Origin of the sequence: Mesorhizobium sp. B2-2-4 (assembly GCF_006442375.1) — a bacterium.
Lineage (GTDB): Bacteria > Pseudomonadota > Alphaproteobacteria > Rhizobiales > Rhizobiaceae > Mesorhizobium.
Genome location: NZ_VFWB01000005.1, coordinates 67,244 through 93,558 on the forward strand (window position 1 = coordinate 67,244; position 26,315 = coordinate 93,558).

Genomic DNA, 26,315 nt, shown 5'->3' on the forward strand with positions numbered 1-26,315 from the left:
AGCTGTGATGAGGCCCTACGCGTAGGTGTGTTGTTGGCTTTAGGATTCGCCGACCGCGGGGGATCCGGCATTTCTGCTGACTGCCTCCGTCCACAGGAGCCGACGGCTTCATCGTCTTCCCATCCTGATCAAAATGCCTGAGGCACCGCGTTAACCAGCCTCGGATCGGCAGGTTTGAGCATCCCATCAGTCTGGTGCTGCGTGTCTCCAGAAGCGCCGACGCGCCTCACTGGGGGAGCATCCGAAGATTGACGTATAGGCTCCAGCGAAACGGCCCAGGTGCCAGAAACCAAAGCTCATGGCGATGTCGGTGATCGAGAGGCGATCGCCCTGCGTCAGGATAAGGCCGTGCGCGGCCCGAAGCCGCCGCTCCCGCTCGTAAGCTCGAGGGCTGACTCCCAGACGTTCCTGAAAGGCGCGCTCCAACATTCGCTCGCCAATGCCCAGTACCTCGCAGACTGCACTGACGGAAACAGGGCTATGAGGCCTTGCCTCCAGAATGGCCAGGGTGGCATCAACGATATCGCGCCGATCGCTGGAACCGAGGGCGCGGGGGGATGGTTGCTCCGTGAGGGAAAGCACCCGCGCGAGCGCGGCGCCCGCTTCGCTCGCCGCAACGGCCAGGCCGGCACTTAGGTCATAGCCACGCTGTGCTGCAGCTTCCGCGAACCCGACGGTTCGCAGCAGCCTCTGCTGAAGCTCCAGCTCGGCTCCTGCCGTGAGGCGTTGCTCATGTATCCCTGGCATCAGCGCGGTCCTCTGGCCCAGGTGGGAGGCTGATGCCGTGCGCAGAGACTCGAGCGCGGACCCACGCAGACCGATCCGCATGAGGCGATAGCTTCCTGGCATCTCCAGCTTGAATTCTGTTCCCGGGCCGATGATCCGCAACTGCGGTACTTCACTCCGTTGTCCGTTGAAGGTCGTGCCTTCGCCCCAGAGGAACACCGCCGTCAACGCATCGTCATTGATCGCCCCGGACATGGCGATGCCACCCTTGTCCCGCAAATCGAGGACGAACGCGTCGCCATAGTCTATCGTTGCAAGGCTCGATGCATGGCGCTGCTCGCCAATCTGCTGGATATGGAATTCCGCGTCGGGATCGGACTCGCGGGTGCGCGCGACCACGGAATTATACTGGCGGGCGTACCAGTTAGGAGCCTCCAACAACGAGGGCCTCTCCAAGTCTTTTGTCCGGACTGGAGTTGGACGCGATCGCTTTCGTCCAACTCGATAAGTCAAGCAACCGAGTCCGGCTTGTTTCTGCGGGCGATCTTTATAATCAGAAGAATGATTCCGATAGCAAAGAGAAGACAGCCAACCATGATGCTCGATGGAGAGCCATAGCGATAGCCCGATGCAAAAATGAGAAAGCCTATGAGCAAGAGGCCGATAGCTATCAATTTGTTTGCCAACAAGGCCTTGGTGTTTCCTTCCATTGTAGCAGCTCCTTAAAATTTGACGTTTCGAGGTGGTGTCGAGGGTCTTTCTGGCTTTCGCTCTATTCGGTCTTTTCTTCCGGCTCCCAGGAAGCCGACTGAACATTCGAGTCGAGCGCGAGGTGAGCGACGACGCGTTCGACTGATTGCGCATCATCACGGTTGCTGAACAACGTTGCTTCTATTCTCATGGCGTCGCCCTCATTGATGGGATGGCTGTTAAGGGAGCGTAGGCGGAGGAGGTTTGTATTGATGGTCTGAAGCAGAATCGATCTGAGCAAATAAACATTATCTCGTGAGCATACGATCTCTATAGTGTACGTGTATTCGACGGCAGGTTGTTCCTGAGAGTGCCTTCGAAAGAATCTTGAGAAATTAGGAAGAAGCGAATTGAGTATAATAATGAGCATTGCGGTTTCCGCGGCCAGCAGCAGAAAGCCAAAGCCTACGAAGACCCCGACAGAGCCAGTGCTCCAGATCGTCGCGGACGTACTCAACCCTCTTATGTTGGAACCGTCCCTGATGATCAGGCCGGCGCCAAGGAAGCCAATGCCGGTTACGACCTGAGCCCCCATTCTAAGATCGAGACCTGAGCCAAGAGCGCCCGGCAGCGAGGAGTATGCCGCCGCGCCCAGTGCGACCAGCGCGTGCGTCACAAGTCCTGTATATTGTTGCCGGTACTGGCGTTCCGCACCGATCAGCGCGCCGAGCAGCAACGCAAGCACAAGCTTCAGCAGGATTGATTGAGTTATCGCGACTTCAGCTTCCAAATGTTCATTCCGTCTGATTCAAAATGCAGGGGCTTTCATCACATGGCGCCGATCTCGGACGCCGGCTGCTGGGACACGGATTGCCGGGATGCCGACCGCTTCAGGATTGTGAGCGGCAGATGGAGAACGAGGGAGGCGTTATCGAAGATGATCTGCCGGGTCTCTTCGGCTTTGTCTTCGACCGGCATATCTTCGTTCACGATGAGACGGCGCAGCAGGGGCCCGGACCTCAACAGCTTCATCAGTGTTTCCGACGTTGCAAAGCCGCTGTGGCCGCCGCCGTCCACGTCGGAAATGTCGATAACCTGAATGTCCTTTTTCTGGAGGAGCGGGATATCGAAGCCACTGCCGACTCGTGGCTGGCCACCTGCAATGCGCCGCGACAGGCTCAAGGCGCGATCTCGCCGAGAGACAACGATCGTGAAGGGGTGCGGCAGTTGGGGTATGTCCCTGACTTGGCTGCTGAAGACATCTGGATCGATATCGGGCGCGGCAAGCAAGACGCCGCGGATTCTTGAGGTAACCGCCGCCTTACCTTGCAATACAAGGGTGCGAAGCGCCTCCATTACGACATACGCGCCCATGGAATGGCCGACGATGAAAACACCGCTAGCGTTCGATCGAGCTGCGATTTCGATCGTTTCGGCCAAGCCGTCCCGCGCCTGGAGAGCGCTATCGCGATCGAAAAGATAGGCGCCGATAGATCCCGCCGACGCCCAGGAGAAATGAACCGGAACCGAGGAGATGCGGTAGTCGTGGACGACTTGGGCATTACGAAACAGGCCTTCGGCAAAATTGTTGTTGTAGCCGTGCACGAAGATAAACACCTCGCGCTCCGAAGGCGGACGCTTCGCCAGCATCCCGTTCAACCGACCTGCGAAGGATGCTCTGTTCTCGAAGCGGACAAGATCACGAGCGGAAAAATGGCGCTTCGGATCGGGTGATGTCGATGACGTCTCGACGACGCCCGGCCGGTGTGTGGCCGGCACGACGACAGTCAACTGCGAAAAACTCAACGTCGGGGAACGATCCCGCGAATAGGGCGGTTCGGAGGTGGGGAACCTTGTGCGCGTGGTGGCAATCAGGAAGGAAATAGCCGACATTTTGTTGCTAATTTGTACAGGCGAGGCAAGGCCCGTCACGGCTCTTGGACCGGCGCAGCTTTGCACCAGCAACGCCAGCGAGATAACCAACACAAATCGTCCTGCGGGGTTCTGCATGCTGCTGGCCGCGCCGGCTTATCTTCGTAAACTCACCAGCGTTTGGCCGTCCTTGTCCAACAGTTGCACTCGTCCTGTCTGTGGGGCTTCAAAACGATGGACGGACCCGAGTGCCTTCAGAAGACTGCGCTCTTGATCCATGAGGGGCTGATCGCAGATCATCCTGGACGAGCCGGTTTCCGAGATCGTCAGCGCTTCTCCGGTCAAGGCGAAGCCGCCAAAGAACCGATTGCACGAGCCATTCCCATGGATGCGTCCATCTGGCTCGAAGGCAAGGGTGGGTTTCGAATCGGAGACCGTGGTTTCTTCTCGAATTTCGTCCACGAGCCAATCTCCGTGAAGGAGGTCGCCCGGCTCTCCGGCGCAGCCCCCAAATTTCCGGTCGCCAAGGATGACGGTCGCGGTTTGGGGGTATGGCATTCCGCTCATGGTATCGACGCATATTTTGGCAGCGATGGTCAGCGCGAGTTGCCGGCCGTCTACCGTCGCCAGATAGGTGTCGGCGTCGCCTTGCCTTGTGGGACGCGGAGCCGGCTGAACTGTGAAGGTCTCGCCCCCTAAGGCGTTAAAGCTGAGCGCGGTGTCCGAGATGCTGATTTGCCAACCGGGTTCGTTGCCGCGTGCAGCCAACGAGGCAGCCTCCGCATTGCTCGTTGCGGTGGCGTACAGCGACAACACCGCGAGCGAAGCGGCCAACGGCAAGGATGAGCAGGACTCTGGACTCACGGTTGCAGCCTCCAGACGATGCGTCACTGAACTCGAAGGCCGCCCGGAAACCGGCCTCTGGGGGCAACTTCGCCAAATATTGCGCCGAATGTACTTGCATCCGGCCGTCAGTCCATCGCCGCGGTTCGGAGAACGAGTCCATTCGGCGAAGAAATGGACGCAAAGCCAAGAATTGAGATTCCAAGAACATAAATGGTTGCCGCGGGCCATCTCGACCGCCCTTTGGCGAGAACGAACCTCAATGTGATGGTTCGATCGTGTCGAGGCGTTCCGTACGATCTCCCGGACGCCGGGACGACAGATACTCGGTTGCTTTCTGGACGACAAAATAGACGGAGGGGATGATCAACAGGCCAATCGTCGTAGCCGCGGCCATGCCCCCGAAAATTGTGACGCCAACAGCCCGCCGCGCGCCCGCGCCGGCGCCAGTCGACACGACAAGAGGAATGATCCCGAGGATGAAGGAAACCGCGGTCATCATGACGGCCCGGAAGCGCTGCTCGGCCCCGATCCGCGCCGCCTCCATTACGCTTAGTCCCTCATCGCGCCGCTCCTTGGCGAATTCCACGATCAGGATGGCATTCTTCGCCGCCAGTCCGATCAGCAGCACGATGGCGATCTGCACGTAGAGGCTGTTCTGCATCCCGAAGACCTTCAATGCCGCTATGGCGCCGAAGAGAGCCGCTCCGAGCGAAAGGATGACGATCAACGGAAGCGACCAGCTCTCGTATTGGGCGACAAGGAAGAGATAGGCAAAGAGGAACGCCAGCGCAAAGACCAGCCCCTCCTGGCCACTGCCGCGGCGCTCTTGAAACGACAGGCCTGACCACTCGAAGCCATAGCCATTCGGCAACAGTTGGGCCACTGTCTTCTCCATCGCGTCCATGGCGCCGCCGCTGCTGCTTCCAGGTGCGGTAATGGCGTTTATGGGAGCGGCGACCGAGAGATTGTAACGCTGGATGGCGAATGGCGACAGGATCGTCGTCAACGACGCCAGATTGTTCAAGGGCACCATGGTGCCGTTCCGGCTACGCACATGCAGGTTCAAGATGTCTTCCGCATGGGCACGGAAATCGGCATCGGCCTGCAGATTGACTTGGAACACGCGGCCATTGAGCGTGAAATCATTTACGTAGCGCGATCCGAAGGCCGCGCCGATGGTGGAATAGACGTCCGACACGCTTACCCCAAGCGCTTCGGCGCGCGTTCTGTCGACGTCGACATAGACCTGCGGGACATTGGCGCTGAAGGTGGTGGCGGCCCCGCCGAGCTCCGGCAGATGATTGAAGGCGCCAAGCAGGGCGCCGACGACCTGCGCGATCTCTTGTGGCGGCTGTCCTTCAAGCGCTTGCAGGCGGAAGTCCAGGCCACCGACCGAGCCGATGCCGGCAATCGCCGGCGGCGCGAACACGGCGACGTTCGCGCCCGGAATTTGGGAGAACTTCACCCGCAGCGCCTGCAGGATGCCGGCGAGCTGCAGTTCGCTGGACCTGCGCTCGTCCCAGGGCTTCAGCGCCGCGACCGCCATTGCGCCGCTCGGCGAACTCGTCGACTGAAGGATGCTGAACCCCGCAACCGTGATGACGTCTTGCACGCCTCCGGTGTCGGTCAGAATCTTGCGCACGTCCTCCACGATGGCTTTCGTGCGGTCGAGCGAAGCGGCATTGGGCAACTGGATGTCGACGAACAACGCGCCTTGGTCCTCGTCGGGCAGGAAAGTCGACGGTAGCCCGGTGAAGATCAGATAGGCGGCGGCAAAACAGGCAAGCAATCCCGCCATCGGCACGTACCAATGCCGCACCAGAAACCCGAGGAGGCGTCCATAGCCGTCACGCGTCTTGTTCATGAATGCCGTGAACCAGGCCAGCGGGCCACGCTTGAAATGGCCCACATCGCGCCGCAAAAGCAGTGCGGCCAGCGCCGGGCTCAGGGTCAATCCGACAAAGGAGGAAATCACCAGGGCCGAAGACAGCGTCACGGCGAACTGCCGGTAGAGCTGGCCGCCTATGCCGCCGAGAAACGCAGTCGGCGTCACCACGGCAAGCAGCACCAAGGTCGTGGAAATGATCGGCCCAGTGATCTGGTGCATCGCCTTGCGCGTGGCGTCGGCGACCGCGATGTCAGGGGTATCCTCCAGCACATGCTTGACGTTCTCGACGACAAGGATGGCATCGTCCACCACCAGGCCGATCGCCAGCACCAGCGCCAAAAGAGAAATCATGTTCAGCGAATAGCCGGCGGCAAACAGCACCGCCAAGGCGCCGAGCATGGAAACCGGGATGGCAAGCGCCGAGATGAACATGGCGCGCCAATCCTGCAGGAAGACGTAGGTGACTGCGAGAACGATCAGGAACGCCTCAAGCAGGGTTCTGGCCGTCAGCGAGATGCTGGCATTCACGAAGCGGGTCGCGTCGTAGACGATGTGATACTGCATGCCTTTGGGAAAGCGTGACGAGAGGCGCTCCAGTTCGGCGCGGACCGACGCCGCGGTCTGGATGGCGTTGGCGCCGGGCGACTGGTTGATCTGCATCATCGCCGAGGCGTGTCCGGCGAAGCTGGCGCTCGAAGCATAGCTTAGCGCGCCAAGCTCGAGCCGCGCGATATCGCGCAGGTAGACCTTGGCCCCCGCCGAGCCCGTGCGCACGACGATGTCCCCGAATTCCTCGACGCTTCTCAACCGCCCCTGCGCGACCAGAGTGTATTGCAGCTCCGAGCCCTGCGCCTGCGGGGGGGCGCCGGCCTGTCCGAGCGTCGCCTGGATGTTTTGCCGCTGGATGGCGGCCGAGACATCGTCGGGCGTCAGGCTAAGCGCGTCCATGCGCTGCGGGTTGAGCCACACCCTCATCGAGTATTCCGAAGCCCCGGCGACCGAAGCCTCGCCGACGCCCCGCACGCGCGATATCGTGTCGGCGACGGTCGTGGTGATGAAATTAGTGATCGCCAGCGCATCGAGGCTGTCGTCCGGCGAATAGAAAGCGATGCCGAGGATAAAATCCGGCGAGCGGGCACGCACGGAGACACCTTGCTGCGCGACCGCTGCCGGCAGGCGCGAGATCGCCAGCTGGGCGCGGTTCTGCACGTTGATCTGTGCTGTCTCGGGATCGGTTCCGACCTCGAAGGTCACCGATAGCGTGTATTGGCCGGCATTGGAGCTGGTGGACGACATGTACATCATGTGGTCCACGCCATTGATGGCCGTCTCCAGCGGGCCGCCCACCACGTCGGCGATGACTTCCGCGCTTGCTCCCGGATAGGAGGCCGACACCGTCACCGTTGGAGGGGTGATCTGCGGATACTGCTGTATGGGAAGGGAAAACACCGCGATCCCGCCGGCGATCGAAATGATGATCGAGACGACGATCGCGAGCCGGGTGCGGCTGATGAAGAGGTCCGAGATCATTGCGTACCCTCCGCTTCGCGGGGGGTGACCTGCTGACCATCGGAAACGCGTTGCAGGCCCTCGACGACGATCGTTTCGCCGCCTTCCAATCCGCTCGTCGCCGCCCAGCGATTGTCGATGCGCGCACCGGTCGTGATCGCCTGCCTGGTCACGGTATTGTTGTCGTTGAGCACGAAGACGAACTTGCCCTGGCGGTCCTGAAGAACGGACGCCATCGGCACCATCGGCAATTTCCGGGCTTCTTCGTCGACGATTGTTAGCCGGACGAACTGGCCAGGCGCCAAAATGTGGTCGGGGTTGGGGAACAGCGCGCGGACAGCGACGGTACCAGTCTGCTGATTGACCTCGTTGTCGATGAACTGCACCCGCCCCGGCAAAGCAAATTGTGTGCCGTTGGCGAGAGACAGACTCAGGTGGAATTTGTTCGCATCGATCTTCTGACCACCGGCAAGTTTCTGCCTGATGTCGACCAAAGTGCTGTCAGCGATCGAGAATGCGACGCGGATAGGATCGAGTTGTACGATGCGCGCCAATGATCCGGAGCCGGGCCCCACGAGATTACCGCGCGTCGCCAGGGAGCGGCCGATGGTGCCATTGATGGGAGACCTGATCTGAGCATAGGAAAGATTGAGTTCGGCCGTATTGAGGGCTGCATTGGCGCTTTGAACATCCGCCGCGGCGACATCGAATGCAGCCTGCGCGTCATCCAACGTGGCCTGAGAAATAGTCCTGCGGCTGAGCAGGTCCCTGGCGCGTGAGAGGCTTTGTCGCGCGGCGTTGCGGGTGGCTTCGGTCCTGGCCACCTGCGCCTGTGCGGACATTACCGCCGCCGACAGTTGATCCGGCTCGATTTCGAAAAGCAGATCGCCCTCCTTCACGTGCTGGCCTTCGGAGAACCTGATCTCCTTGAGCAGGCCGGACGCGCGCGCCTGAATGTCGACCGCATCGATCGCCTCGACCTGCGCGTTGTATGTCAGCGGCGCGTTTGCCGGACCGGACTGGACCTTCTGCACGACCACTGGCACCGTCGCCGCGGTCTGCGCACGTGCCGCTCCCGCGAAGCCGCCCACGCTGACTAGCAATGCGGCCGCCACGACCCTGGCTCGAAAGTCAAAATTGCTTTTCATCATCGTCGGATCCTGCTCTCAAGACAAAATCTTCGTCCTGCGCACGCTCAGGGCAATGACGAGATACGCCAGTCCAGCAATCATCATGGAAAATCCGGCCACCAAGCCAGTCGGCATCTCTCTGACGATCGGCCACTTCAGCAGTATGGAGAAAGCAGCGAATATGGCCACGATTCCGGAAACGGCGAACCAATACCAGCCGCCGACTTTCCTGACTTCAGCGGCGATGATTAATTGAAGAACACCGTGGACAAATAGTACAAACGCTATGAACAGTGATATTGCGGCCGATGCTTTGATAGGATTGAAGTAAATCATGATGCCGCCGATGAGCTCGAAGAAGCCGGTCAGTTCCTGCCACACGAAGCCCACCCAACTTTTGATCCAGAGCGATTGGATGACCTTGATGACGCCGACTGCCATCAGGGCCACGGCGAACACGACGTTGGATGCGAAATTGGAAACGCTGGGAACTGCGACTGAAAACACGCCGCCCGCAAGCAGGAGGAGCCCAAAGAGCAGAAACCTGCGCCACTTGCCCTGCTCGATTTCGGCCCGTTCATATGGCGTTGCAGGTGGGTGATCCGATTTTTCTGGCATGTCCCCGTTCCATGCAGGTTCTAAATATCGATCTCGCACCCTGCGGGCAGAGAAGAGAGCCGAGAGCGCTCAATGGAAAGTATCAGGAAGAAGTCTGCCGGACGGAGCGTCAGGAGCCTGTCTGGTTGCCTCGCGGCGAGATTTCCCGATGACGACGACTGCCTAGTCGAGATTTTCTCGCGGCCTTGCTTCGTCAGGACCATGAGGCCGTGTCGGATTAACTGATTGCTGGGAAGTGAAGGCGGCATACGGTTTTCCGCTGACTCTCAAAGGGTGCTCTTGTGAAGCCGGCCGTCCTTCATGATGACGACGAAGTTCTTATGCGGATCCTCGATCAGCCGGATGTCGTCGAGCGGGTTGCCGTCCACGACTAAGAGGTCCGCGAAAGCTCCTTCTTCGATGACGCCGAGCTTGCCCGGATAAGGGTTGCGCAGATTGGAGAGTGCGAGCAGTTCGGCATTGCCGGAGGTGGCCATCTGCAGGACTTCGGCGTTCTTGTACCAGTTGGCCAAATGCGTGAGCATCATGCTCTGGCGCGGACCCAACGCAGGCGAGAACAGCACGTCGGAACCCCAGGCCGTCTTGATGCCATGCTTGCGAGCAAAGGCATATATCCTCGGCGTCCCTGAGAAAAGCTCCTGGGCGCGGTCGGCGCTAGGTCCCGTCAGCGGGCCGGTGTCCTCCGCCGTCAGGAAGGGCTGGGTGCTTAGCCATGTGCCCTTCTCGGCGATCATCGCCGCCGTGTCCTCGTCCATCAGATGCGCGTGCTCGATCGACTGCACCCCAGCTGCCAGCGCGCGTCGTATCGCGCGAGACGTATAGGCGTGCACGGTAACGTAGGTGCTCCAATCCTGTGCCACCTCGACGCCTGCCCGCAGCTCTTCTTCGCTGAAGGTGACGATGTCCAGCGGACTGCGGGGCGATGATACGCCACCGCCGCCCACCAACTTTATCTGTGACGCGCCTTGGAGAAGCTGCTCCCGGATCCGCATCTTCAGGTCGCCGATATCGTCGACGATGGCCGCTCCCCCCAGGAGTTCACCTTTGCTGAGCTTGCCGCCGTCGCGCGGAATCTCGCTTGGCAGGCGAAGATCGGCGTGGCCCCCGGAGGTCGTGATCATCGCGCCGGAGGGATAGATGCGCGGGCCAGGGATCAGCCCGGTGTCGATAGCCTGCTTGAAGGAGAAGGAGGGACCTCCCAGATCGCGTATGGTGGTGAAGCCGCGACTGAGCGTGCGATCCGCCTCGGCGGTGGACGCTGCGAAGATAATCCCCGGGTCGCCGTTAAGCAGGATGTTGACCGGGACCGCCGCGAAGATCGCATGCCAATGCGCGTCGATGAGCCCTGGCATGAGAACGCCATTGCGGCATTTGATGACGGTGGCGTCCTCCGGGGGAGGGGCGTTCGTCATATCGATTCCGGAAATCCTGCCGCCCTCCACCAGGATTTGCGCTCCGTCCTTCACCGTACCCGACTTGCCGTCGAATAGCCGGACTTCGCGAAACAGGATCTTGGAAGGGGGCGCGGCCGTCTGCGCGAAGGACGGCTTTGTCAGCACCCCGGCGATGGCGGCAGCCCCGAAACCGGAGAGAAAACTACGCCTGGAAAAGGCCTCCAGACGACGAGAGACTCGTTGAAGATCGGGATTGAGACAACCGCAACCAGAACTGTGAACGAGGTGACCGTACTTCGAGCCTAGCCGCAGCATGTCTTTTGCTTTCGGTTGAGCGACACTGACACCTGCCGGACGGCGCTTCGTGTCGCGGTTCTTGTCGTTTCAGGTCCCGTTACTCGACCAACACATCGCCGCCGACAGGATTGGCGCTGTCAAAGATGAGGAATACGATCGGAGTCCCCGACTCCGCTGTTGCATCGGTCCGCCTGGCGCCGACTTCGCCGCCGAGAGGCACGGAGTATTCCGCGACGATTTCCCCGAAGGTGTTCCTTTGGACTGCAACTTTCTGTCCGGGCCGAACGGTCTCATTGAGTTCGACCAACAATTCGATGAAACCGCCATGCGTCGCGGTGACGGGAAACATGCCGTCCGCGACGAAAACGCTCGAATCCTTGCTGGTTCTGCCGATAGGGCCTGAAATTATTCCGTGGTGCTTGATGACGTTCATCGTTCCTTCGACGAACAGGGCGATCATGTCGTGATCGAAGATCCGCGGCTTGCCGATCTCGGGCGTGAAGGCGGGAATGCCGGCATCGATGAGGGCATTGGCGAGAAGACCTCGCTCGCCAAAGTTGTCGAAAATCTGATCGACCGGATAGAGTTCCGCCATCGCCCGCACTTCGGGGAGATCCATGCGCGCAAGGTGGAACGCCGTCGCGTCCATGCCCGTGGCGGCTGTATGAAAATCGATCCCGTAGTCGAGGTTTGACCGCAGAAGCCGGTTGAATATCAGGCCGGCGTGGCGCGTCGGCGCGTCGGGAGCGTCCTCGTTGCCAGGGAACAACCGATTGATGTCGATCAGGTCGATCCCGCGCCCCGAATTCGGCCATCTCCGTTCCATGCCTTCCATTGCGCGGCGCGAAATGTCGAGTACCGCCATCACCGATCCCGACATCGCGGCCGGATCGAGCTCACGCATTACGGATTGCACGGTTTGAATGGGGCTCATTTCATCGCCATGCACGCCGCTCATCAGCCCCAGTCGTTTGCCTGGGGCTGCCCCCTTGGCGACCATCACCGAGACGTACCAGTGCTGGCCCGTCGGCATCTGTACGCCCTGGAAATAAAGGCTGTGCTTGCCTGGTTTCAGATCCGAGATGTCAAGCGAACTGATGACCTTCTTTCCGTCGATGACATCGCCGGTATAGACGGTCCCCGACGTCCCTGCGGGAGACGCGTTTGCAGGTGCCGAGCCCGTTTGCGCCTGCGCCGGCCCGGCCATGAGCGCAGCGGCAGCGCCGATGGTAGCGACCGATGCGATCATGAAGTCGCGACGTCCGAGGCCCTCGCTGGTTTCATGCGCCATGGCTGTGTGGTCCCTGCCGATGAGGATCATGCTGCAGATCTCGCGGTGACGCCTGCGAGGGCGGCTAGATCGTCCTTACCGATTCCCGTTGTGCGCGTGGTATCCGGGCATTAGTCCCACAAGACATTTCAGGGAGTACAGCCTCCAACAAGAAAAATGGACTGGTGGTCTATGATTGGGATGCCTTGCATACTGAGTTGAGAGCCACCACAACCGGTGTGATAAGCCTCGGATATCACGCAGCCACCTCCACAACTTCCGTCGGGTACAATTAAGCCCAGTTCGCGAATTCCTGGTGGATACCTCAAATGGGCCGGATGGCATGTTAACGATTGATTAACATGCTTCTATGCTGGTAGTAGACAGGGTATTACATCCACCTTCAACATTGCTTGCCGGAGTTGTATATATTAGAATGAACTAATGTTCTTGCAATAACCCGTGTTGCACCAACAAAGACGGATAGTTGCTATGGATGCTATGGTTCATGCCGCCGGGCTATCTGGAGGAGCAGGTGCCGAGAAGTCCCTGCAATGCGCCGTCGACATCGATACCTCCACGGCACCACCTGCTAAGCAATTCGACCTGTTTCGAACCTGGTATCAAGGCGTTGCCGACACTGAACTTATGCAAGAACGGAGCCATTCATTTCCAGCACATGAAACAGTGTGGGATCTGGGAACGTTGGCTGTCATGTTCCTCGAATTGCCTGGCAGTGGCTACCGCTGTCGCTGGCGGCATTTGAAAAACCCTTCGGTGGACAATTGGTATTTGAGCCTGCCCTTGTCCAAGGGCAGGCTTCCTGGAAGTTGGCAGGTCGTGAGAACGACCCTGCAATCTTTTGCAGAGCCCTACGAATGCGTGATGGAGAACGACGCCCTCCTTGCCGTTTTCCTGCCACGCGACCTGCCTTTCATCCAATCGTCCAGGATTGAAATACGTGAGGAGTCGAAAAGACTCCTGGCAGACTACATGCTTCTGCTGCACCGTTCCTTTTCCGATCTGAGGGCCGTGGATGTGTCGCACATTGCCACTGCCACCACCAATCTGCTGGCTGCGTGCGTGTCGCCATCACATGACCGCATCACCGAGGCGAAGCGTGTGATCGACGCCGTGATCGCCGAGCGCGCTGCCAAAATCATTGCACAAAGTTTGAATGATCAGTCCTTGGCATCCGACAGGCTTTGCCGCGAACTCGGTGTGTCCCGCTCTCGCCTCTACCGGATATTCGAACCGGCCGGAGGTGTTTCGAATTATATTCGCCACAAACGCCTGCTCAAGACACGCGATATACTTTCCAACAGCTTGGATGGGCGCCCGATCTCCGCCATTGCCGGGGATTGGGGCTTCACGGATCCATCGGCGTATAGCCGGATGTTCAGGAAGGAATTCGGCATTACGCCAAAGGAGGCACGCGTGGAAGGCTGGCAAGGCGCCCAAGCCACGAGCTCGCAGCAGATCAGCCAGCCTGACAGCAGGGCGCACACGCTGAGTGGTCTTCTGCTGCGAAACAGCTTTGGGCCCTAGACTGCGATGGCGCCGGCAAGGATGCCGTAGATTGCCGCGACCGCGCCAAGTGCGGCGACGACGAACATCCCCATCTCGGCGGGAGTAAACACCCTCTGCCCCCGCTCCTTCCGAGCCATGACGAAGAGGATCGTGCCCGGTCCGTAGATGACGGCCGAGAGCAGCAGGTGCTTGGCGCTGGCGGCGTAGATGAGACCGGCCGTATAGATCAATGCTATCGCCGCCCTTGCGAAGTCGACACGCCGCGCTACGGGGTCGTTCTCGTAGCTCTCGCCGCCCCATGCGAGCTTGACCCCGTAAGCGGCGACAAGAAGATATGGGATGAGGATCATGGAACTGGTCAGCTCGAGAGCGAGCCTGAAGGCCTGTTGAGCAAAGAGCGTCAGGACCAGAAAAACCTGCACGACCGTATTGGTCAGCCAGAGCGCCCGCGACGGCACGCCATGCTTGTTTTTATACGCAAGAAAACGCGGCATGGTCTGGTGATGTGATGCGGTGAACAGGATTTCAGCGGCCAGCAGCACCCAGGACAGATAGGCACCGGCAACGGAGATCAGCAGGCCGAAGCTGACGAACTTGGCGCCCCATGGCCCGACCACCGCTTCCAATACGCCGGCCATGGAGGGATTGCGCAGCGCTGTCAGTTCAGGACGAAGCATGATCCCGTAGGAGGGAATGGTGACCAGCACAAGCAGACAGAGCACGCCGAGAAAACCAAGGAGCGTCGCGACCCCGACATCCCCGCGGTTGCGTGCGTAACGCGAATAGACGCTCGCGCCTTCGATTCCGACAAAGACGAATACGGTCACCAACATGGTCCCGCGAACCTGGCTCGCGATGCTGCCAACGCTGACTTCTTCCCCGCCCCAGAAATTGGCCGTGAAGACATCGGCGCTGAAGCCGTAGATAACGAAGATAATAAAGAGAAAGATCGGAATGATCTTGGCGTAAGTGACAATGGTGTTGATCGCCGCCGCTTCCTTGACGCCCCGCAGGATCAGCGAATGTACGATCCACAGAAGCATCGAGGAAATGACGATCGCCGTGATGGTATTGCCATCGCCGAACACAGGAAAGAAAAGCCCCAGCGTCGACTTTATCAGCACGAAATAGGAAACGTTGCCGAGAACGGCGGCAGACCAGTAACCGAGGGCCGAGAGGAAGCCGAGATAGTTGCCAAAGCCGGCCTTGGCATAGGCATACACGCCCGCATCGAGGTCCGGCTTGCGAACCGACAAGGTCTGGAAGACGAAGGCCAACATCAGCATTCCGACGCCAGCGATGGCCCAAGCGATCATGGCCCCGAACGGACCGGTCTCGCGACCAAAAGCCTGCGGCAAAGAGAAGATGCCCGCGCCGACCATCGAACCGACGACCATAGCCGTCAGGGTCCATATCGAGAATTTTTGCTGAACGGTCGAGTTCATTGAATTTGGATCAACAATTCCTTGGCGGACGGCGGTCCAGCGGCCTCATTGTTACGCCTGCAACCTATCTCGAATCTGGCGCCCACGTGATTGGCATAAAATCCCACTAGTATACCTGACGTCCAAAACCTTTGCCTTGGCTCGTTTAACCGGTTGCCGATATTCGCATTTACTGCTTCTGATCAGACATAACCTTGCTGGACCGAGACGTGTCGGCGAGGCGTCTGATCGCGAACTCTGGTTCGCGCAGCCAGGAGAGCGGTTTATGACTTCAAACGAAAATCAGAAGCTTTCGCTGTTTGCGCTGACCAGCATGGTTGTGGGATCGATGGTCGGCGCAGGCATCTTCAATCTGCCTGGCCGGTTCGCGACTGCGACAGGTCCGTTCGGCGCAATCATTGCCTGGGCAATTGCGGGAACCGGCATGTACATGCTGGCGCGGGTGTTCCAGGCGTTGGCCGAGAAGAGGCCAGACATCGACTCAGGCGTCTTCGCCTATGCCAAGGCCGGCTTCGGCAACTACATGGGCTTTCTGTCCGCCTTCGGCTACTGGCTCGGTAGTTGCCTGGGCAACGTCTTCTATTGGGTGCTCATTGGCTCGACGCTGGGGCGGTTTTTTCCCGGGATCTTTGGGGACGGCAGCAGCGCCACCGCCATCATCGTCTCGTTGATCGGCATCTGGGCTTTCCACTTCATGATCCTGCGCGGCGTCGAGCAGGCGACCTTCATCAATACTGTCGTGACGATCGCCAAGATCGTGCCGATCCTGGTCTTCATCCTGCTCCTGATCTTCTTCTTTCATTTCGGGCAGTTCCGCGAGAATTTCTTCGGCGGCTTGGACATGCCGCCGAAGTCCCTGATCGCCCAGGTGCGCGACACAATGCTGATCACGGTCTTCGTCTTCCTCGGCATCGAGGGCGCCAGCGTCTATTCCCGCTTTGCCAAGGTGCGTTCCGACGTCGGTACGGCGACGATTCTCGGTTTCGTCGGCGTCACAGGCCTGATGGTAGCGGTCACGCTGCTGCCCTACGCGGCTCTGCCGCAATCGGCTGTCGCCGGTGTCCAGCAGCCGTCGATGGCCGGCGTTCTCGAAGCGGTCGTCGGTCACTGGGGTGCGGTCTTCATCTCGATCGGCGTTCTGATCTCGGTGCTCGGCGCCTATCTCGCCTGGTCCCTGATCTGCGCCGAGGTGCTGTTCGCGGCGGCGAAGTCGGAGGACATGCCAAGGTTCTTCGCAGCGCAGAATGGCAACAAGGTTCCCGCTAACGCACTCTGGCTCACCAACATCGTCGTATCGCTCTTCGTGATCTCCACCTACTGGTCGCGGGACGCGTTCAACTTCATGCTCGACATGACGAGCGTCACCGCGTTGCTGCCCTACCTGCTCGTGGCCGGCTACGGCATCCTGCTCGCTCGTAGCGGCGTTGGCTATGAAAAGACGCCGGATCAGCGCGGCCGCGACCAGATCTTTGCCTGGATCGCGGCGATTTACACGATCTTCATGTTCGTCGCCGCCGGGCTCAAATACGTGCTGCTTGTTGCCGTCCTCTTCGCGCCCGGAACTATCCTCTACGTCTGGGCGCGGCGCGAGCAGAAATTGCAGCTGTTCACGCTCGCCGAACTCTTCGTGTTCGCCGTCACGCTCATCGCTGGCCTGATCGGAGCCTACGGGCTGCTGACGGGCGCCATCGCACCTTGAACAGAAAGAAGGAAGGTCATGACAAACAATACTTCATTCGGCGTTCATTCAGAGGTTGGTCAGTTGCGCAAGGTCATGGTGTGCGCTCCCGGCCGCGCCCACCAGCGGCTGACACCCAGCAATTGTGACGCACTCCTCTTCGACGACGTGCTCTGGGTAGACAATGCCAAGCGCGATCATTTCGACTTCATGACCAAGATGCGCGACAGGGGCGTCGAGGTGGTCGAGATGCACAATCTGCTCGCCGAGACGGTCGCCATTCCGGAAGCCAAGAAGTGGATCCTCGACCAGCAGATCGTACCGAACCAGGTCGGCCTCGGCCTCATCGACGAGGTCCGCTCCTATCTCGACGGCCTCTCTAATCGCGACCTCGCTGAAACACTGATCGGCGGGCTGTCGACCTTCGAATTCCCGGAAAGCATCGGCGGCGAACAACTGGCGCTGATCCGTGACGCGGCCGGCGTCAACGAATATCTGCTGCCGCCTTTGCCCAACACGCTCTACACCCGGGACACCACCTGCTGGATCTATGGCGGCGTGACGCTGAACGCCCTTTATTGGCCTGCGCGCCACGAGGAGACCATCCTCACCACATCGATATACAAGTTCCACCCGGACTTCGCCGGCAAGGTCAATGTCTGGTGGGGTGACCCGACCAGGGATTGGGGGCTTGCCACATTCGAGGGTGGGGACGTCATGCCTATCGGCAAGGGCAATGTGCTTATCGGCATGAGCGAGCGCACTTCGCGCCAGGCTATCAGCCAAGTGGCGGCGGCCCTGTTTGAGAAAGGAGTTGCCGAACGTGTGATCGTCGCCGCAATGCCTAAGCTGCGCGCGGCGATGCATCTCGACACGGTATTCACGTTTGCCGATCGCGACTGCGTGCTGATGTATCCGGACATCGTCAACGGCATTGACGCATTCTCCTATCGCCCTGACGGCAAGGGGGGCGTCGAACTCCACAAGGACAAAGGCAGTTTCATTGAGACGGTGCGTGACTCGCTTGGTCTCAAGAAGATGCGCGTCGTTGAAACCGGCGGCAACGACTACATGCGCGAGCGCACCCAGTGGGACAGCGGCGCCAACTTGGTTTGCGCCTCGCCTGGTGTCGTCTTTGCCTACGATCGCAACACGTACACAAATACGCTGCTGCGCAAGGAAGGCATAGAAGTCATCACTATCTCAGGCGCGGAGCTCGGCCGCGGCCGAGGCGGGGGTCATTGCATGACCTGTCCCATCATTCGCGATGCGGTCGACTATTGATAGCAATCCGGCCGGGCTCGATACAGGCGGCCGGTCGGCCCCCAAATAGTCTGAAGGCCATACCTGTCGGACGGCCTCCAGCACATAAAGACCGTCTACCCCAGAATTGCTCATAGAGCGTTGGAGTCGCTCCCAATCCTATAGGCACATTGTTGGACGGAATGCTCGTTGTTGGCGAGCGGATGTAAATGTACCCAGGAGATGAAACCATGAGAAGTATTATATTCGTTTCTGCTTTGGCTCTGATGGCCGCGGGTTGTACTGCCACGGAACAGCGAACAGCAGGCACGGCGTTGGCAGGAGCCGGAACGGGTGCGGTCATCGGCGGCCTTGCAAACGGCAGTCGAGGTGCCCTTGTAGGCGCGGCGGTCGGTGGCGGCACAGGGGCTGTGGTCGGCGCTGCGACGGCACCGCGCGCGCATCATCGCGAATGCTGGGTTCGTGATCGCTGGGGTCACACGGTTCGCGATCGTCAGGGTCGACCCATCACAAAACGGTGCTAGGCGCGATGCGTAAGATCAGCTTTATTCAGCACGAATCGAGCTGGTTAAGCGATATCGATGAACATTGGTCTGGGCGCTGAGCAAGCTTCCGGACCAATTTCGGAGTTGTCTGTAACGTCATCCAGCCGGCCGGGAACAGACCATACCATGGCGAAGCGAACGCTCTTTGCGCCTACGTATATTCTGGCGGTTATCGCCGTCATATGGGCGCTGCAGGCCGCTGCCTCAATTTTCGCGCCAGTCGTGTGCGCTCTTTTCCTCATCGCGCTGGTGTGGCCATTGCAGCGCAACCTGCAGCGGCTTCTTCCAAAGCTGATCGCACTGGCGATAGTCGTCTGTGTCGTCGTCCTGGCATTCTTCGCCTTTGCATCGATCGCCAGTTGGGGTTTTGGCCGCATTGGCCGATCGGTCCTCGCCGACAGCGCCCGCTTTCAAGGACTCTACAGTCAACTCGCCGAGTGGTTGGAAGGGCACGGTGTCGTGATGGCCGGCGCCTGGGCCGAGCATTTCAATGTCGGCTGGTTCGTGCGGATAGCTCAAGGCGTGACCGCAAGGCTGAATACCGTGATCTCGTTCTGGATCGTTGTCGTCGTTTACGTGCTTCTGGGTCTTCTCGACGCTGAAGCGGCGGCTCGCAATGCTCGTGTAGCGCTGAGCGCCCAGGCGGCGGCCGCACTGATCAATGGCAGCAGTCAGACAGCATCGAAATGGCGACGTTACATGCTGGTTCGGACATTGATGAGCCTTGCGACCGGTTCGATGGTGTGCGCGCTTTCGGCGGCTTTCGGACTGCGGTTTGCCGCCGAGTGGGGCGTTATCGCCTTCACCTTGAACTATATTCCGTTTATCGGGCCGTTCGTCGCGACATTCTTGCCGACGCTTTACGCGCTCGCGCAGTTCGGATCGCCACAGGCCGCCGTCTCGATTTTTGCCGGCCTCAACATCATTCAGTTCGTCATCGGCAGCTACATAGAACCGCGGGTTGCCGGTTACGTGTTGGCGATGTCGCCTTTTGTGGTGCTGTTTTCGGTCTTCTTCTGGTCGTTTCTTTGGGGTGTGTTCGGCGCGTTCATAGGTGTGCCCATCACCATCGCGCTGGTTACTTTTTGCTCGCAATCGCCGGCGACCCTTTGGATCGCTCAGTTGCTTGGGTCCGCCGATCGGCGGAACGCGTGATTGCCGCCAGGAAATTCGATTGGCCGGGCCCCTAGCGACGTCCGGATCCCGCGCCCCGGACGAGGCCGATGATACAAACCGACAGGATGCCGCCAAGAAGGCCGGCAATGCCGACGCCAATCAGCACGCCGGGCGTGAGGGTGCCGACACCACGAGCGGTGGCATCGACAGCATTTTCGACGTTGCCGAGGAAGTTTGCCAAGGCGGGAATCCGACCGGCCAGCCCTGTCAGGGCCAGTCCTCCCACGACGCCAGCCGCCGCGACAGATTTCCAACCCAGCGCAGCCATGCGCCAAAACCAAGTCGTAGCGAAAGCTCCGCCCGCGCCGCAGATGGCTTCAATCAAAAGCAGGGCCGCTGTCTCAAGGCCGGACATGCTTGCATCGCCCACTTACTATCCGGCCATCCATCGCCCTTGCCGACCAGCAGAGTTCCGATTCCGGGATGTTCCGTGACCGCGTCAGGCGGTCGCGGCCGCGCCTTGGCCGGCCATCGCCGAAGCGCGTTGAAGCGCATCGCGCAGAACCTGCTCCTTCGTCTCATCCAGCGACGTCTTAAGCACCACACCGCCAAAGGCCTGGATCTCCTTGAGCACCTTGTCCGCTGTCATCTCGTGCGCGAGCACGAATAGGGCAGCGTCCCCAGGCTGGATGCTGGCTGACAGATCGCGCATGAACGCATCGTTGATGCCCACGTCCGTCAAAGCGCCGCCAAGGGCTCCGGAGGTGGCGCCGACCGCAAGCCCGATCAGCGGATTCAGGAAGAGAACACCGATAAGCAAGCCCCAGAAGCTACCGGATACAGCGCCTGCCGCCGTCGTATTCACAAGTTGATTGAGCTTTATCGCACCCGCCTCGGTCTTGGTGGCAATAACCGCGTCGCCAAGTTTAATAACGTATTCCTTTTGAAGTCCTATGAGCCGTTGACGTACCTCTTCAGCCTTGGCCTCGTTTGGATAGACGATGACGATCAGATCGGACATGGGACCCTCCTAGGCTAAGACTTTCCAAGGGCACGTAATACACATCCTAGAAGGTGAAAGATTGAGCCGGAAATCCGAATAGTGTGCAGCACGTCTCATTTTGCTTGCCTGTCCGACTGGCAAGCCTGCGGTCTCGACATTGGTTGTCGGCCGCTTCGTCCGTTGCGCTCGGCTTTGTCGCGACGAATTCTCGTCCGGAGCCGCCCGAACTTCTCCTATGTGATCAGAGGCCGCGCTGCTGGTCGCGAGGGGTGGCTGATCCCGGTCATGCGGCATCGTGCGCATCGACGGGCCGTTCGCGACGTCCAGGACAAAATGAAACCCTACGCAAAAAGCTTGCCGCGCTTGAGAACCGTCGCGGCAGGACAGGAGCCAATGCCGCAAAGCGGTAACGGTCACGATGAAAATGGTTGGATCATCGGGTCGTATCCGTTGGCCGAAAGCCTGTAACGAGCCAGCCCAGGCCGTGAAGAACTAGGTCGATACCCACGAACGCCCCAATCACCCAAACCCCGGTCGATGGCCATCCGATGAGTATCAAGAAGCCAGCCGCGAGACCGAACAGGCCGGAAACAAGCATCATCCATCGGTCGGTGGACAGGTAGCGCAGGCTCAAAGACATTCTTCCGAGCCCAGATATCACGAGCACTACACCGAGCACCCATGTGAGGATGATAGATCCCAGCACCGGCAAGCTGATGAGCAGGCAGCCAAAAACGACGTACAGGATGCCGAGCATCGTCTGCCAGAGAAAACCACGCCACCCGCCGGCCCAGATGGCGAGGGCGATCTCGACAAAGCCGGCGCATACGATCGCAATTCCCAGGACAAGCGCGCTGATGGTCGTGGCCAGCGCCAGATCGCCCAACACGAAGATCCCTGCCAGGATAAAGACGATTCCGATCGCCGAGTTCGTCCACGCAGATCGTCTGGGTTGCTGGGTCTCAGACAACTGCGTCATTCCCTTGCCTCCCTGAGTCATCTACGAATACGGTGGAAATCCACCACGCGGCCAGTACGGGCATTCAGCACTATTTCGAAAGTGCTGCCGCCAATGCGACGCGCGTGATAAACAAAATTGCGTCCCCGGCAGTCCACGCGACGCACGTCCCTGAAGCCTCTGCTCTGAATCAATCGCTGGCCTTGAGCGCAAGTAATCGCGCGGCCGTTGTTAAGGTTTGATCCGATATTTATATTTACGGTCACAGCTCCCGCTGGGGACACAGCGGCAAGAGGAATACCAAAGCCGAGTGCGGCACTTAACAGGGCAGCTAGTGCATATCTCCGCATATCTTTCGTCCTCTTTGGTGAATTAAGCCGACATCACGCGCATGCGAACACGTTGTCAATAATTCTGCATGGTGGCTCGGATATTTGGAGACACAATGCCTAGTTTCTGGATTCTTTGCATTTTATGCACTGCCGTCAGAGCGCGTGCGTTTTCGGTATTATTGTCGAAGCGCATCTCTTGGGATTAAAGCGTGTCGCGTCGAAACAGATTCAGGCGACTCGCTTTAAGTCTTTGTTTTGATGCATATCGTTGTCCCAGAACCGCTGCGCACTTCTGGGCGACATGCATTAACCGCTGGTTTGACGGATGGAGATTGTCATGGGTGCCATTGTTCCTGCCGCCGGCCGCGCCGAGGCACCAGGCGTCCAGAAACACTGCAATGCACGAGGAGCCGACGCGTATCTGGATCTCGAAAGCTGCGATGAAGTGCGCGACCGAACTGGATAGTCTTCATCAGTTTTCCTGAGGTGGGAGGCTCAACCGCCGGCGCATAGAGATGGCACAGCTCGGCCAACGCCCCAGGACAGGCGTCCCTGTATGATGGTCAGCGTCCACTGACCGTTCGAATACGTCGTTCCTTCCGGTCCCTTGGAGGGCAGATCGACCTCGGCCGCGTCGTTGACGGATACAGAAGCGCGATCCCCGAGGAGACGCACTGCCAGACGCGTGCCGTCCTGGCACTCGTAGTGACTGACCGGGTAGGGATTGCCCACGCCGATCGACGTGCCAAACGCGGAATGCTTGAAGCTTACAATCATGATGGCGCTGATTGCCGCGATCGATAGATTTTTTAGCACAATAGTCCTCCCAACTGGCGCATCGACGTGGATGAAAACAGAGAACCATGTCTTCCCTGCGGACCTGCGACTTTCGGACCGAGATTCGTCGCATCGACCAGAACGCCGGACATGTATCAATTGATCGGCAAACGCCTTCGCGGAGATGCTCTTTGAACAGGCGGGATACTTCCGCTGGCTCACGCCAATGGCCCCGCCGGCCTTTGCCAGGCTCGCTTTTGCTCCCGTCCAAGCTTGCATTCAGCCGTTTCAACAAATCCCAGTAGGCTTCCTAGCACCAGCGAGCCCAGAGCGCACTCAGAAGGGCGAGATGCACTGCCGGCGTGGGCCATTGTAGGGCTGCCAGCTATTGTCCGAGACCCGGTAGGAGCGGTACCGCTGCGAGCACCAGTTCACATGGTTGTTCCAAGCGCTGTGATTGTGCTGGCGGGCAGCCGAGATCGCCATCCCGCCGAGCAGCATTCCGCCAATGAGGCCCGCGGCGACGGCGCCGCTATTGTTCCTCGAATGCCGGTGATGGCGTGGCGGACGCGAGGGCCGATAATGGGGTGGCCTGTGGTGCGGTGGCCGTACTCCATGTCCCGGTCGATGGCGGGAAGGCCTCCTTAGGTCGATGTTCGTGACCGTATCGGAAGCCGACGGCCTTAGCGCTCCGACGGGCATTGCCCAGGTGGGGGCTGCCATGCTTGCGATGATCGCAGCGACGATGATGCGCCTCATATGCTTCTCCGTGGACTTCATCCCGCCGTGCGACCTGCTGCTGCGGATGGCATCAAAGCCAAGTAATTTAAGGCAGTACCTGGTTTTCTTGGAATATGCGGTGAATCCCAAACGTGGATCGAGCGTTTATTTCTTGCTTGCGGTATGAATGAGGCTAGTCGAACAGCATGTCTTTCCGCCAATGACGCCCGTCGCGACAGGCGCCACCAGTGTTGCTCGAATGCCGGTGGCGATGCGGGACGGAGGGCCAGTGGTATGGTAGCGGTGCGCCGGTCTTTAGCGAGCTAGCGACAGACCCTCTCGACGCCTCGCTTGGACGATAATCACCTCCTGGGGAGGCTCTCACCCTGCGGAAAATCACCGCCCGGAGCGGCCTCTTGGCGTCCCGGCGACAAGGCGCGCCCAATGCCATGCGCGCTACCTTCAAATGGCCTGCCATGCAATCAACACATAGAGAACTCGCGATGAAATTCGATCTGAAATCGCCGCCCGGCAAGCCCCGCCCAATGTCGCGTAAACTCCGAATAAATCGGAAGGCACATTCACTTTTTCTAGTGTCGATTTAAATTGTCGTGACATCGCAAATCCACCGAATTCGATGTCACAGAATTGAATAATAATCGAACGTGCAAGTTACAAATTTGCAATATTAATGAAAATAACTATACATATCGTCTTTATAAATACTATGGAATGAAAATGACAAAACTTTCATGATATGGCAATGATGCCGTAATGTAGGTTCTTCTAACCATCCTGGCCAAGGATGCTCAGTGCATCTCACTCAAAAGGATGGAACCCCATGAATATTGTCCCCAATTCGTATTCCGGAACTCGTCGGCGCCTGGCGGCGGCTGTAGTGTCGCTGAGCGCTGTAGGCGCTGTAGGCGTCGGAGCTGTTGTTTCCGGCACTGCCCCCGTGCTGGCCGACGCGGTGCATGTCCAGGCGCCGCAGATGCCGAGCTTCGCCGATGTCGTCGAGCAGGTTTCGCCGGCGGTCGTCAGCGTCAAGGTCAAGTCCACGGTCCAGCCGGTCGCCGACGACGGTTCCGACGATCAGGATGGTTTCGAGAACCTGCCCGACAACCGGCAGCAGGGCGGCTTCAAACATGGTGACGGCAAGCCGCGCCCGGTGGCACAGGGTTCAGGCTTCTTCATCTCGGAGGACGGATATCTCGTCACCAACAATCACGTCGTCTCGGAAGGCTCATCCTTCACCATCGTCACCAGTGACGGCAAGGAACTCGACGCCAAGCTGGTCGGCACCGATCCGCGGACGGACCTGGCTGTGCTGAAGGTCGATGGCGGCGGCAAGTTCACCTATGTCGACTTCGCCGACGACTCCAAGATCCGCATCGGTGATTGGGTGGTGGCAGTCGGCAACCCGTTCGGCCTCGGCGGCACCGTCACTTCCGGCATTGTATCCGCTCGGGGCCGCGATATCGGCGCCGGCCCCTATGACGACTTCATCCAGATCGATGCTCCGGTCAATCATGGTAATTCGGGGGGCCCGACTTTCAATCTCAATGGCCAGGTGATCGGTATCAACACAGCCATCTTCTCGCCGTCGGGCGGCAGTGTCGGCATTGGTTTCGACATCCCGGCCTCGACCGCCAAGCAGGTCGTGGAAGACCTGATGAAGGAAGGCTCCATCAAGCGAGGTTGGCTCGGCGTCCAGATCCAGCCGGTCACCGCTGAAATTGCTGAATCGCTTGGTCTGAAATCCGACAAGGGCACACTGGTCTCGAACGCTCAGGACGCTGGTCCCGGCAACAAGGCAGGCATTGCCGCCGGTGACGTCATCACCCAGGTCGACGGCAAGGATGTCGCCTCGCCGAAGGAACTCGCCCGCACGATCGGCGCCTATGCGCCGGGAAAATCGGTCGATCTTACCGTATTTCGTGACGGCAAAAGCCGGACGATCAAGGTCGATCTCGGCACACTGCCGTCCAGCGACAAGCAGGCCTCCGGCGATGACGGCAAGCAGGTCGCGCCTGCCAAGGCCGACGCATTGGCCGATCTTGGCCTGACCATCGCCAAGTCAGACGATGGCAAAGGACTGGTCGTCACCGATGTGGATCCCAATAGCGATGCGGCCGATCGTGGCATCCAGCCGGGCGATGTCATCACCGCCGTCAGTTCGGCCAAGGTGAACACCACTGATGACGTCTCCAAGGCCATGGCCGATGCAGCCAAGGCTGGCCGCAAGGCCGTACTGATGCAGATCACCCGCGACGACTCGAGCCGGTTCGTCGCGCTGCCCGTGGGCAAGGCCTGACAGAAGGCGGCCTGGAGCCTGTTGGTTTCAGGGCGCCCGCCCCAAATGCTGCCGCCGCGATAGCCGCGAACATCCAGCAATTTCCCGCGGCGATGTCTGCCGCCAAGCCGCTGCGGGAACAAGGAGCCGAGCACGTCAGTCCGTCGTCGTGCCTCGCTCCTGGCGGCAGCGGGCTCCCTACGCCCGCTGCCGTTTTCCGCCATTTACGTCAGTGGCAAATCGACTGCATCATGAGCCTGAACGGATGTCGGGGCTCGCGGTGTTTCTTCTGCTCACCATGTTCGTCAGCACGCCCACGCTCGGCACGGGCCGCACGACGAGACTCCAGGGAGTGGTCCATCTCGGCATATTCGCCATGTTCCTGCTGATTTCGGCCGTGCCCTGAAGCCCC

General features: G+C 59.6%; 23 protein-coding genes and 1 pseudogene. 8 read left to right on the top strand and 16 right to left on the bottom strand.

What is annotated here, in order from left to right:
- Window positions 1-186 precede the first annotated feature (186 nt).
- From FJ959_RS13810 to FJ959_RS13855, 10 genes are all read right to left on the bottom strand, one after another.
- Window positions 187-1,167, bottom strand: a complete 981-nt coding sequence (locus tag FJ959_RS13810; RefSeq protein ID WP_140584247.1) for an AraC family transcriptional regulator — start codon at window positions 1,165-1,167, stop codon at window positions 187-189.
- A 68-nt stretch (window positions 1,168-1,235) separates the two neighbouring features.
- Window positions 1,236-1,436: a hypothetical protein gene (locus tag FJ959_RS13815; RefSeq protein ID WP_140499417.1), complete on the bottom strand. Its 201-nt coding sequence runs from the start codon at window positions 1,434-1,436 to the stop codon at window positions 1,236-1,238.
- 62 nt (window positions 1,437-1,498) lie between these two features.
- Window positions 1,499-2,206, bottom strand: a complete 708-nt coding sequence (locus FJ959_RS13820; RefSeq protein ID WP_181165254.1) for an MgtC/SapB family protein — start codon at window positions 2,204-2,206, stop codon at window positions 1,499-1,501.
- A gap of 38 nt (window positions 2,207-2,244) precedes the next feature.
- Entirely contained in the window at window positions 2,245-3,426 is a 1,182-nt protein-coding gene (locus tag FJ959_RS13825; RefSeq protein ID WP_140565652.1) for an alpha/beta fold hydrolase, read from the bottom strand.
- 18 nt (window positions 3,427-3,444) lie between these two features.
- Window positions 3,445-4,152, bottom strand: a complete 708-nt coding sequence (locus FJ959_RS13830) for an META domain-containing protein (protein ID WP_181171825.1) — start codon at window positions 4,150-4,152, stop codon at window positions 3,445-3,447.
- 238 nt (window positions 4,153-4,390) lie between these two features.
- On the bottom strand, window positions 4,391-7,552 hold the full coding sequence (locus FJ959_RS13835) for an efflux RND transporter permease subunit (RefSeq protein ID WP_140630377.1): 3,162 nt from the start codon (window positions 7,550-7,552) through the stop codon (window positions 4,391-4,393).
- Window positions 7,549-8,682, bottom strand: a complete 1,134-nt coding sequence (locus FJ959_RS13840; RefSeq protein WP_140556215.1) for an efflux RND transporter periplasmic adaptor subunit — start codon at window positions 8,680-8,682, stop codon at window positions 7,549-7,551. The genes FJ959_RS13835 and FJ959_RS13840 overlap by 4 nt, the downstream gene beginning before the upstream one ends.
- Before the next feature lie 15 nt (window positions 8,683-8,697).
- Window positions 8,698-9,279 (bottom strand): HdeD family acid-resistance protein, encoded by a 582-nt coding sequence (locus FJ959_RS13845; RefSeq protein WP_140499407.1) that lies wholly within the window; start codon window positions 9,277-9,279, stop codon window positions 8,698-8,700.
- Window positions 9,280-9,545: 266 nt separating this feature from the next.
- Window positions 9,546-10,988, bottom strand: a complete 1,443-nt coding sequence (locus FJ959_RS13850; RefSeq protein WP_140521318.1) for an amidohydrolase family protein — start codon at window positions 10,986-10,988, stop codon at window positions 9,546-9,548.
- Window positions 10,989-11,067: 79 nt separating this feature from the next.
- The gene (locus FJ959_RS13855) at window positions 11,068-12,261 is read right to left on the bottom strand and encodes a succinylglutamate desuccinylase/aspartoacylase family protein (protein ID WP_140630814.1); all 1,194 of its coding nucleotides are present in this window, start codon (window positions 12,259-12,261) and stop codon (window positions 11,068-11,070) included.
- A 471-nt stretch (window positions 12,262-12,732) separates the two neighbouring features.
- Here FJ959_RS13855 and FJ959_RS13860 point away from each other — a divergent pair, with 471 nt between their 5' ends.
- Entirely contained in the window at window positions 12,733-13,788 is a 1,056-nt protein-coding gene (locus FJ959_RS13860; RefSeq protein ID WP_140556217.1) for a helix-turn-helix domain-containing protein, read from the top strand.
- Here the strand turns inward: FJ959_RS13860 and FJ959_RS13865 are convergent.
- A complete protein-coding gene (locus FJ959_RS13865; protein ID WP_140556218.1) occupies window positions 13,785-15,215 on the bottom strand; it encodes a basic amino acid/polyamine antiporter in 1,431 nt (476 codons plus the stop codon). The genes FJ959_RS13860 and FJ959_RS13865 overlap by 4 nt on opposite strands.
- 265 nt (window positions 15,216-15,480) lie before the next feature.
- On the opposite strand from FJ959_RS13865, the gene FJ959_RS13870 reads away from it, so the two are divergent.
- From FJ959_RS13870 to FJ959_RS13885, 4 genes are all read left to right on the top strand, one after another.
- On the top strand, window positions 15,481-16,914 hold the full coding sequence (locus FJ959_RS13870; RefSeq protein WP_140630380.1) for a basic amino acid/polyamine antiporter: 1,434 nt from the start codon (window positions 15,481-15,483) through the stop codon (window positions 16,912-16,914).
- 18 nt (window positions 16,915-16,932) lie between these two features.
- Window positions 16,933-18,177, top strand: coding sequence for an arginine deiminase (locus FJ959_RS13875; RefSeq protein ID WP_140559915.1), 1,245 nt, complete (start codon window positions 16,933-16,935; stop codon window positions 18,175-18,177).
- Window positions 18,178-18,422: 245 nt separating this feature from the next.
- Window positions 18,423-18,680 carry a YMGG-like glycine zipper-containing protein gene (locus FJ959_RS32610; RefSeq protein ID WP_348640292.1) on the top strand — a complete coding sequence of 86 codons (258 nt, stop codon included), beginning with the start codon at window positions 18,423-18,425 and terminating at the stop codon, window positions 18,678-18,680.
- Window positions 18,681-18,827: 147 nt separating this feature from the next.
- Window positions 18,828-19,856 (top strand): AI-2E family transporter, encoded by a 1,029-nt coding sequence (locus tag FJ959_RS13885; protein ID WP_140499465.1) that lies wholly within the window; start codon window positions 18,828-18,830, stop codon window positions 19,854-19,856.
- Window positions 19,857-19,887: 31 nt separating this feature from the next.
- Here the strand turns inward: FJ959_RS13885 and FJ959_RS13890 are convergent, their stop codons facing one another.
- From FJ959_RS13890 to FJ959_RS32615, 5 genes are all read right to left on the bottom strand, one after another.
- Entirely contained in the window at window positions 19,888-20,232 is a 345-nt protein-coding gene (locus FJ959_RS13890) for a hypothetical protein (RefSeq protein WP_140630383.1), read from the bottom strand.
- Window positions 20,233-20,316: 84 nt separating this feature from the next.
- The gene (locus FJ959_RS13895; RefSeq protein ID WP_140499392.1) at window positions 20,317-20,838 is read right to left on the bottom strand and encodes a DUF1269 domain-containing protein; all 522 of its coding nucleotides are present in this window, start codon (window positions 20,836-20,838) and stop codon (window positions 20,317-20,319) included.
- A gap of 415 nt (window positions 20,839-21,253) precedes the next feature.
- Entirely contained in the window at window positions 21,254-21,799 is a 546-nt protein-coding gene (locus tag FJ959_RS13900) for a DUF308 domain-containing protein (RefSeq protein WP_181165256.1), read from the bottom strand.
- An 806-nt stretch (window positions 21,800-22,605) separates the two neighbouring features.
- Entirely contained in the window at window positions 22,606-23,166 is a 561-nt protein-coding gene (locus FJ959_RS32285) for a hypothetical protein (RefSeq protein ID WP_224655847.1), read from the bottom strand.
- A gap of 57 nt (window positions 23,167-23,223) precedes the next feature.
- Window positions 23,224-23,646, bottom strand: coding sequence for a BA14K family protein (locus FJ959_RS32615; protein WP_348640289.1), 423 nt, complete (start codon window positions 23,644-23,646; stop codon window positions 23,224-23,226).
- Here FJ959_RS32615 and FJ959_RS32290 point away from each other — a divergent pair.
- From FJ959_RS32290 to FJ959_RS13925, 3 genes and pseudogenes are all read left to right on the top strand, one after another.
- The gene (locus tag FJ959_RS32290; RefSeq protein ID WP_224655846.1) at window positions 23,540-23,794 is read left to right on the top strand and encodes a hypothetical protein; all 255 of its coding nucleotides are present in this window, start codon (window positions 23,540-23,542) and stop codon (window positions 23,792-23,794) included. The genes FJ959_RS32615 and FJ959_RS32290 overlap by 107 nt on opposite strands.
- A 654-nt stretch (window positions 23,795-24,448) precedes the next feature.
- A complete protein-coding gene (locus tag FJ959_RS13920; protein ID WP_140630388.1) occupies window positions 24,449-25,924 on the top strand; it encodes a Do family serine endopeptidase in 1,476 nt (491 codons plus the stop codon).
- A gap of 259 nt (window positions 25,925-26,183) precedes the next feature.
- Window positions 26,184-26,309: pseudogene (locus tag FJ959_RS13925) on the top strand (ionic transporter y4hA); the annotation flags it as partial.
- Window positions 26,310-26,315: the final 6 nt, after the last annotated feature.

Coding starts and splice junctions, on each gene's coding strand:
- FJ959_RS13815 (WP_140499417.1), bottom strand. CDS start 1,436: ATGGAAGGAAACACCAAGGCCTTGTTGGCAAACAAATTGATAGCTATC.
- FJ959_RS13825 (WP_140565652.1), bottom strand. CDS start 3,426: ATGCAGAACCCCGCAGGACGATTTGTGTTGGTTATCTCGCTGGCGTTG.
- FJ959_RS13835 (WP_140630377.1), bottom strand. CDS start 7,552: ATGATCTCGGACCTCTTCATCAGCCGCACCCGGCTCGCGATCGTCGTC.
- FJ959_RS13840 (WP_140556215.1), bottom strand. CDS start 8,682: ATGATGAAAAGCAATTTTGACTTTCGAGCCAGGGTCGTGGCGGCCGCA.
- FJ959_RS13845 (WP_140499407.1), bottom strand. CDS start 9,279: ATGCCAGAAAAATCGGATCACCCACCTGCAACGCCATATGAACGGGCC.
- FJ959_RS13850 (WP_140521318.1), bottom strand. CDS start 10,988: ATGCTGCGGCTAGGCTCGAAGTACGGTCACCTCGTTCACAGTTCTGGT.
- FJ959_RS13855 (WP_140630814.1), bottom strand. CDS start 12,261: ATGGCGCATGAAACCAGCGAGGGCCTCGGACGTCGCGACTTCATGATC.
- FJ959_RS13860 (WP_140556217.1), top strand. CDS start 12,733: ATGGATGCTATGGTTCATGCCGCCGGGCTATCTGGAGGAGCAGGTGCC.
- FJ959_RS13865 (WP_140556218.1), bottom strand. CDS start 15,215: ATGAACTCGACCGTTCAGCAAAAATTCTCGATATGGACCCTGACGGCT.
- FJ959_RS13870 (WP_140630380.1), top strand. CDS start 15,481: ATGACTTCAAACGAAAATCAGAAGCTTTCGCTGTTTGCGCTGACCAGC.
- FJ959_RS13875 (WP_140559915.1), top strand. CDS start 16,933: ATGACAAACAATACTTCATTCGGCGTTCATTCAGAGGTTGGTCAGTTG.
- FJ959_RS32610 (WP_348640292.1), top strand. CDS start 18,423: ATGGCCGCGGGTTGTACTGCCACGGAACAGCGAACAGCAGGCACGGCG.
- FJ959_RS13885 (WP_140499465.1), top strand. CDS start 18,828: ATGGCGAAGCGAACGCTCTTTGCGCCTACGTATATTCTGGCGGTTATC.
- FJ959_RS13890 (WP_140630383.1), bottom strand. CDS start 20,232: ATGTCCGGCCTTGAGACAGCGGCCCTGCTTTTGATTGAAGCCATCTGC.
- FJ959_RS13895 (WP_140499392.1), bottom strand. CDS start 20,838: ATGTCCGATCTGATCGTCATCGTCTATCCAAACGAGGCCAAGGCTGAA.
- FJ959_RS13900 (WP_181165256.1), bottom strand. CDS start 21,799: ATGACGCAGTTGTCTGAGACCCAGCAACCCAGACGATCTGCGTGGACG.
- FJ959_RS32285 (WP_224655847.1), bottom strand. CDS start 23,166: ATGCAAGCTTGGACGGGAGCAAAAGCGAGCCTGGCAAAGGCCGGCGGG.
- FJ959_RS32290 (WP_224655846.1), top strand. CDS start 23,540: ATGTTCGTGACCGTATCGGAAGCCGACGGCCTTAGCGCTCCGACGGGC.
- FJ959_RS32615 (WP_348640289.1), bottom strand. CDS start 23,646: ATGAGGCGCATCATCGTCGCTGCGATCATCGCAAGCATGGCAGCCCCC.
- FJ959_RS13920 (WP_140630388.1), top strand. CDS start 24,449: ATGAATATTGTCCCCAATTCGTATTCCGGAACTCGTCGGCGCCTGGCG.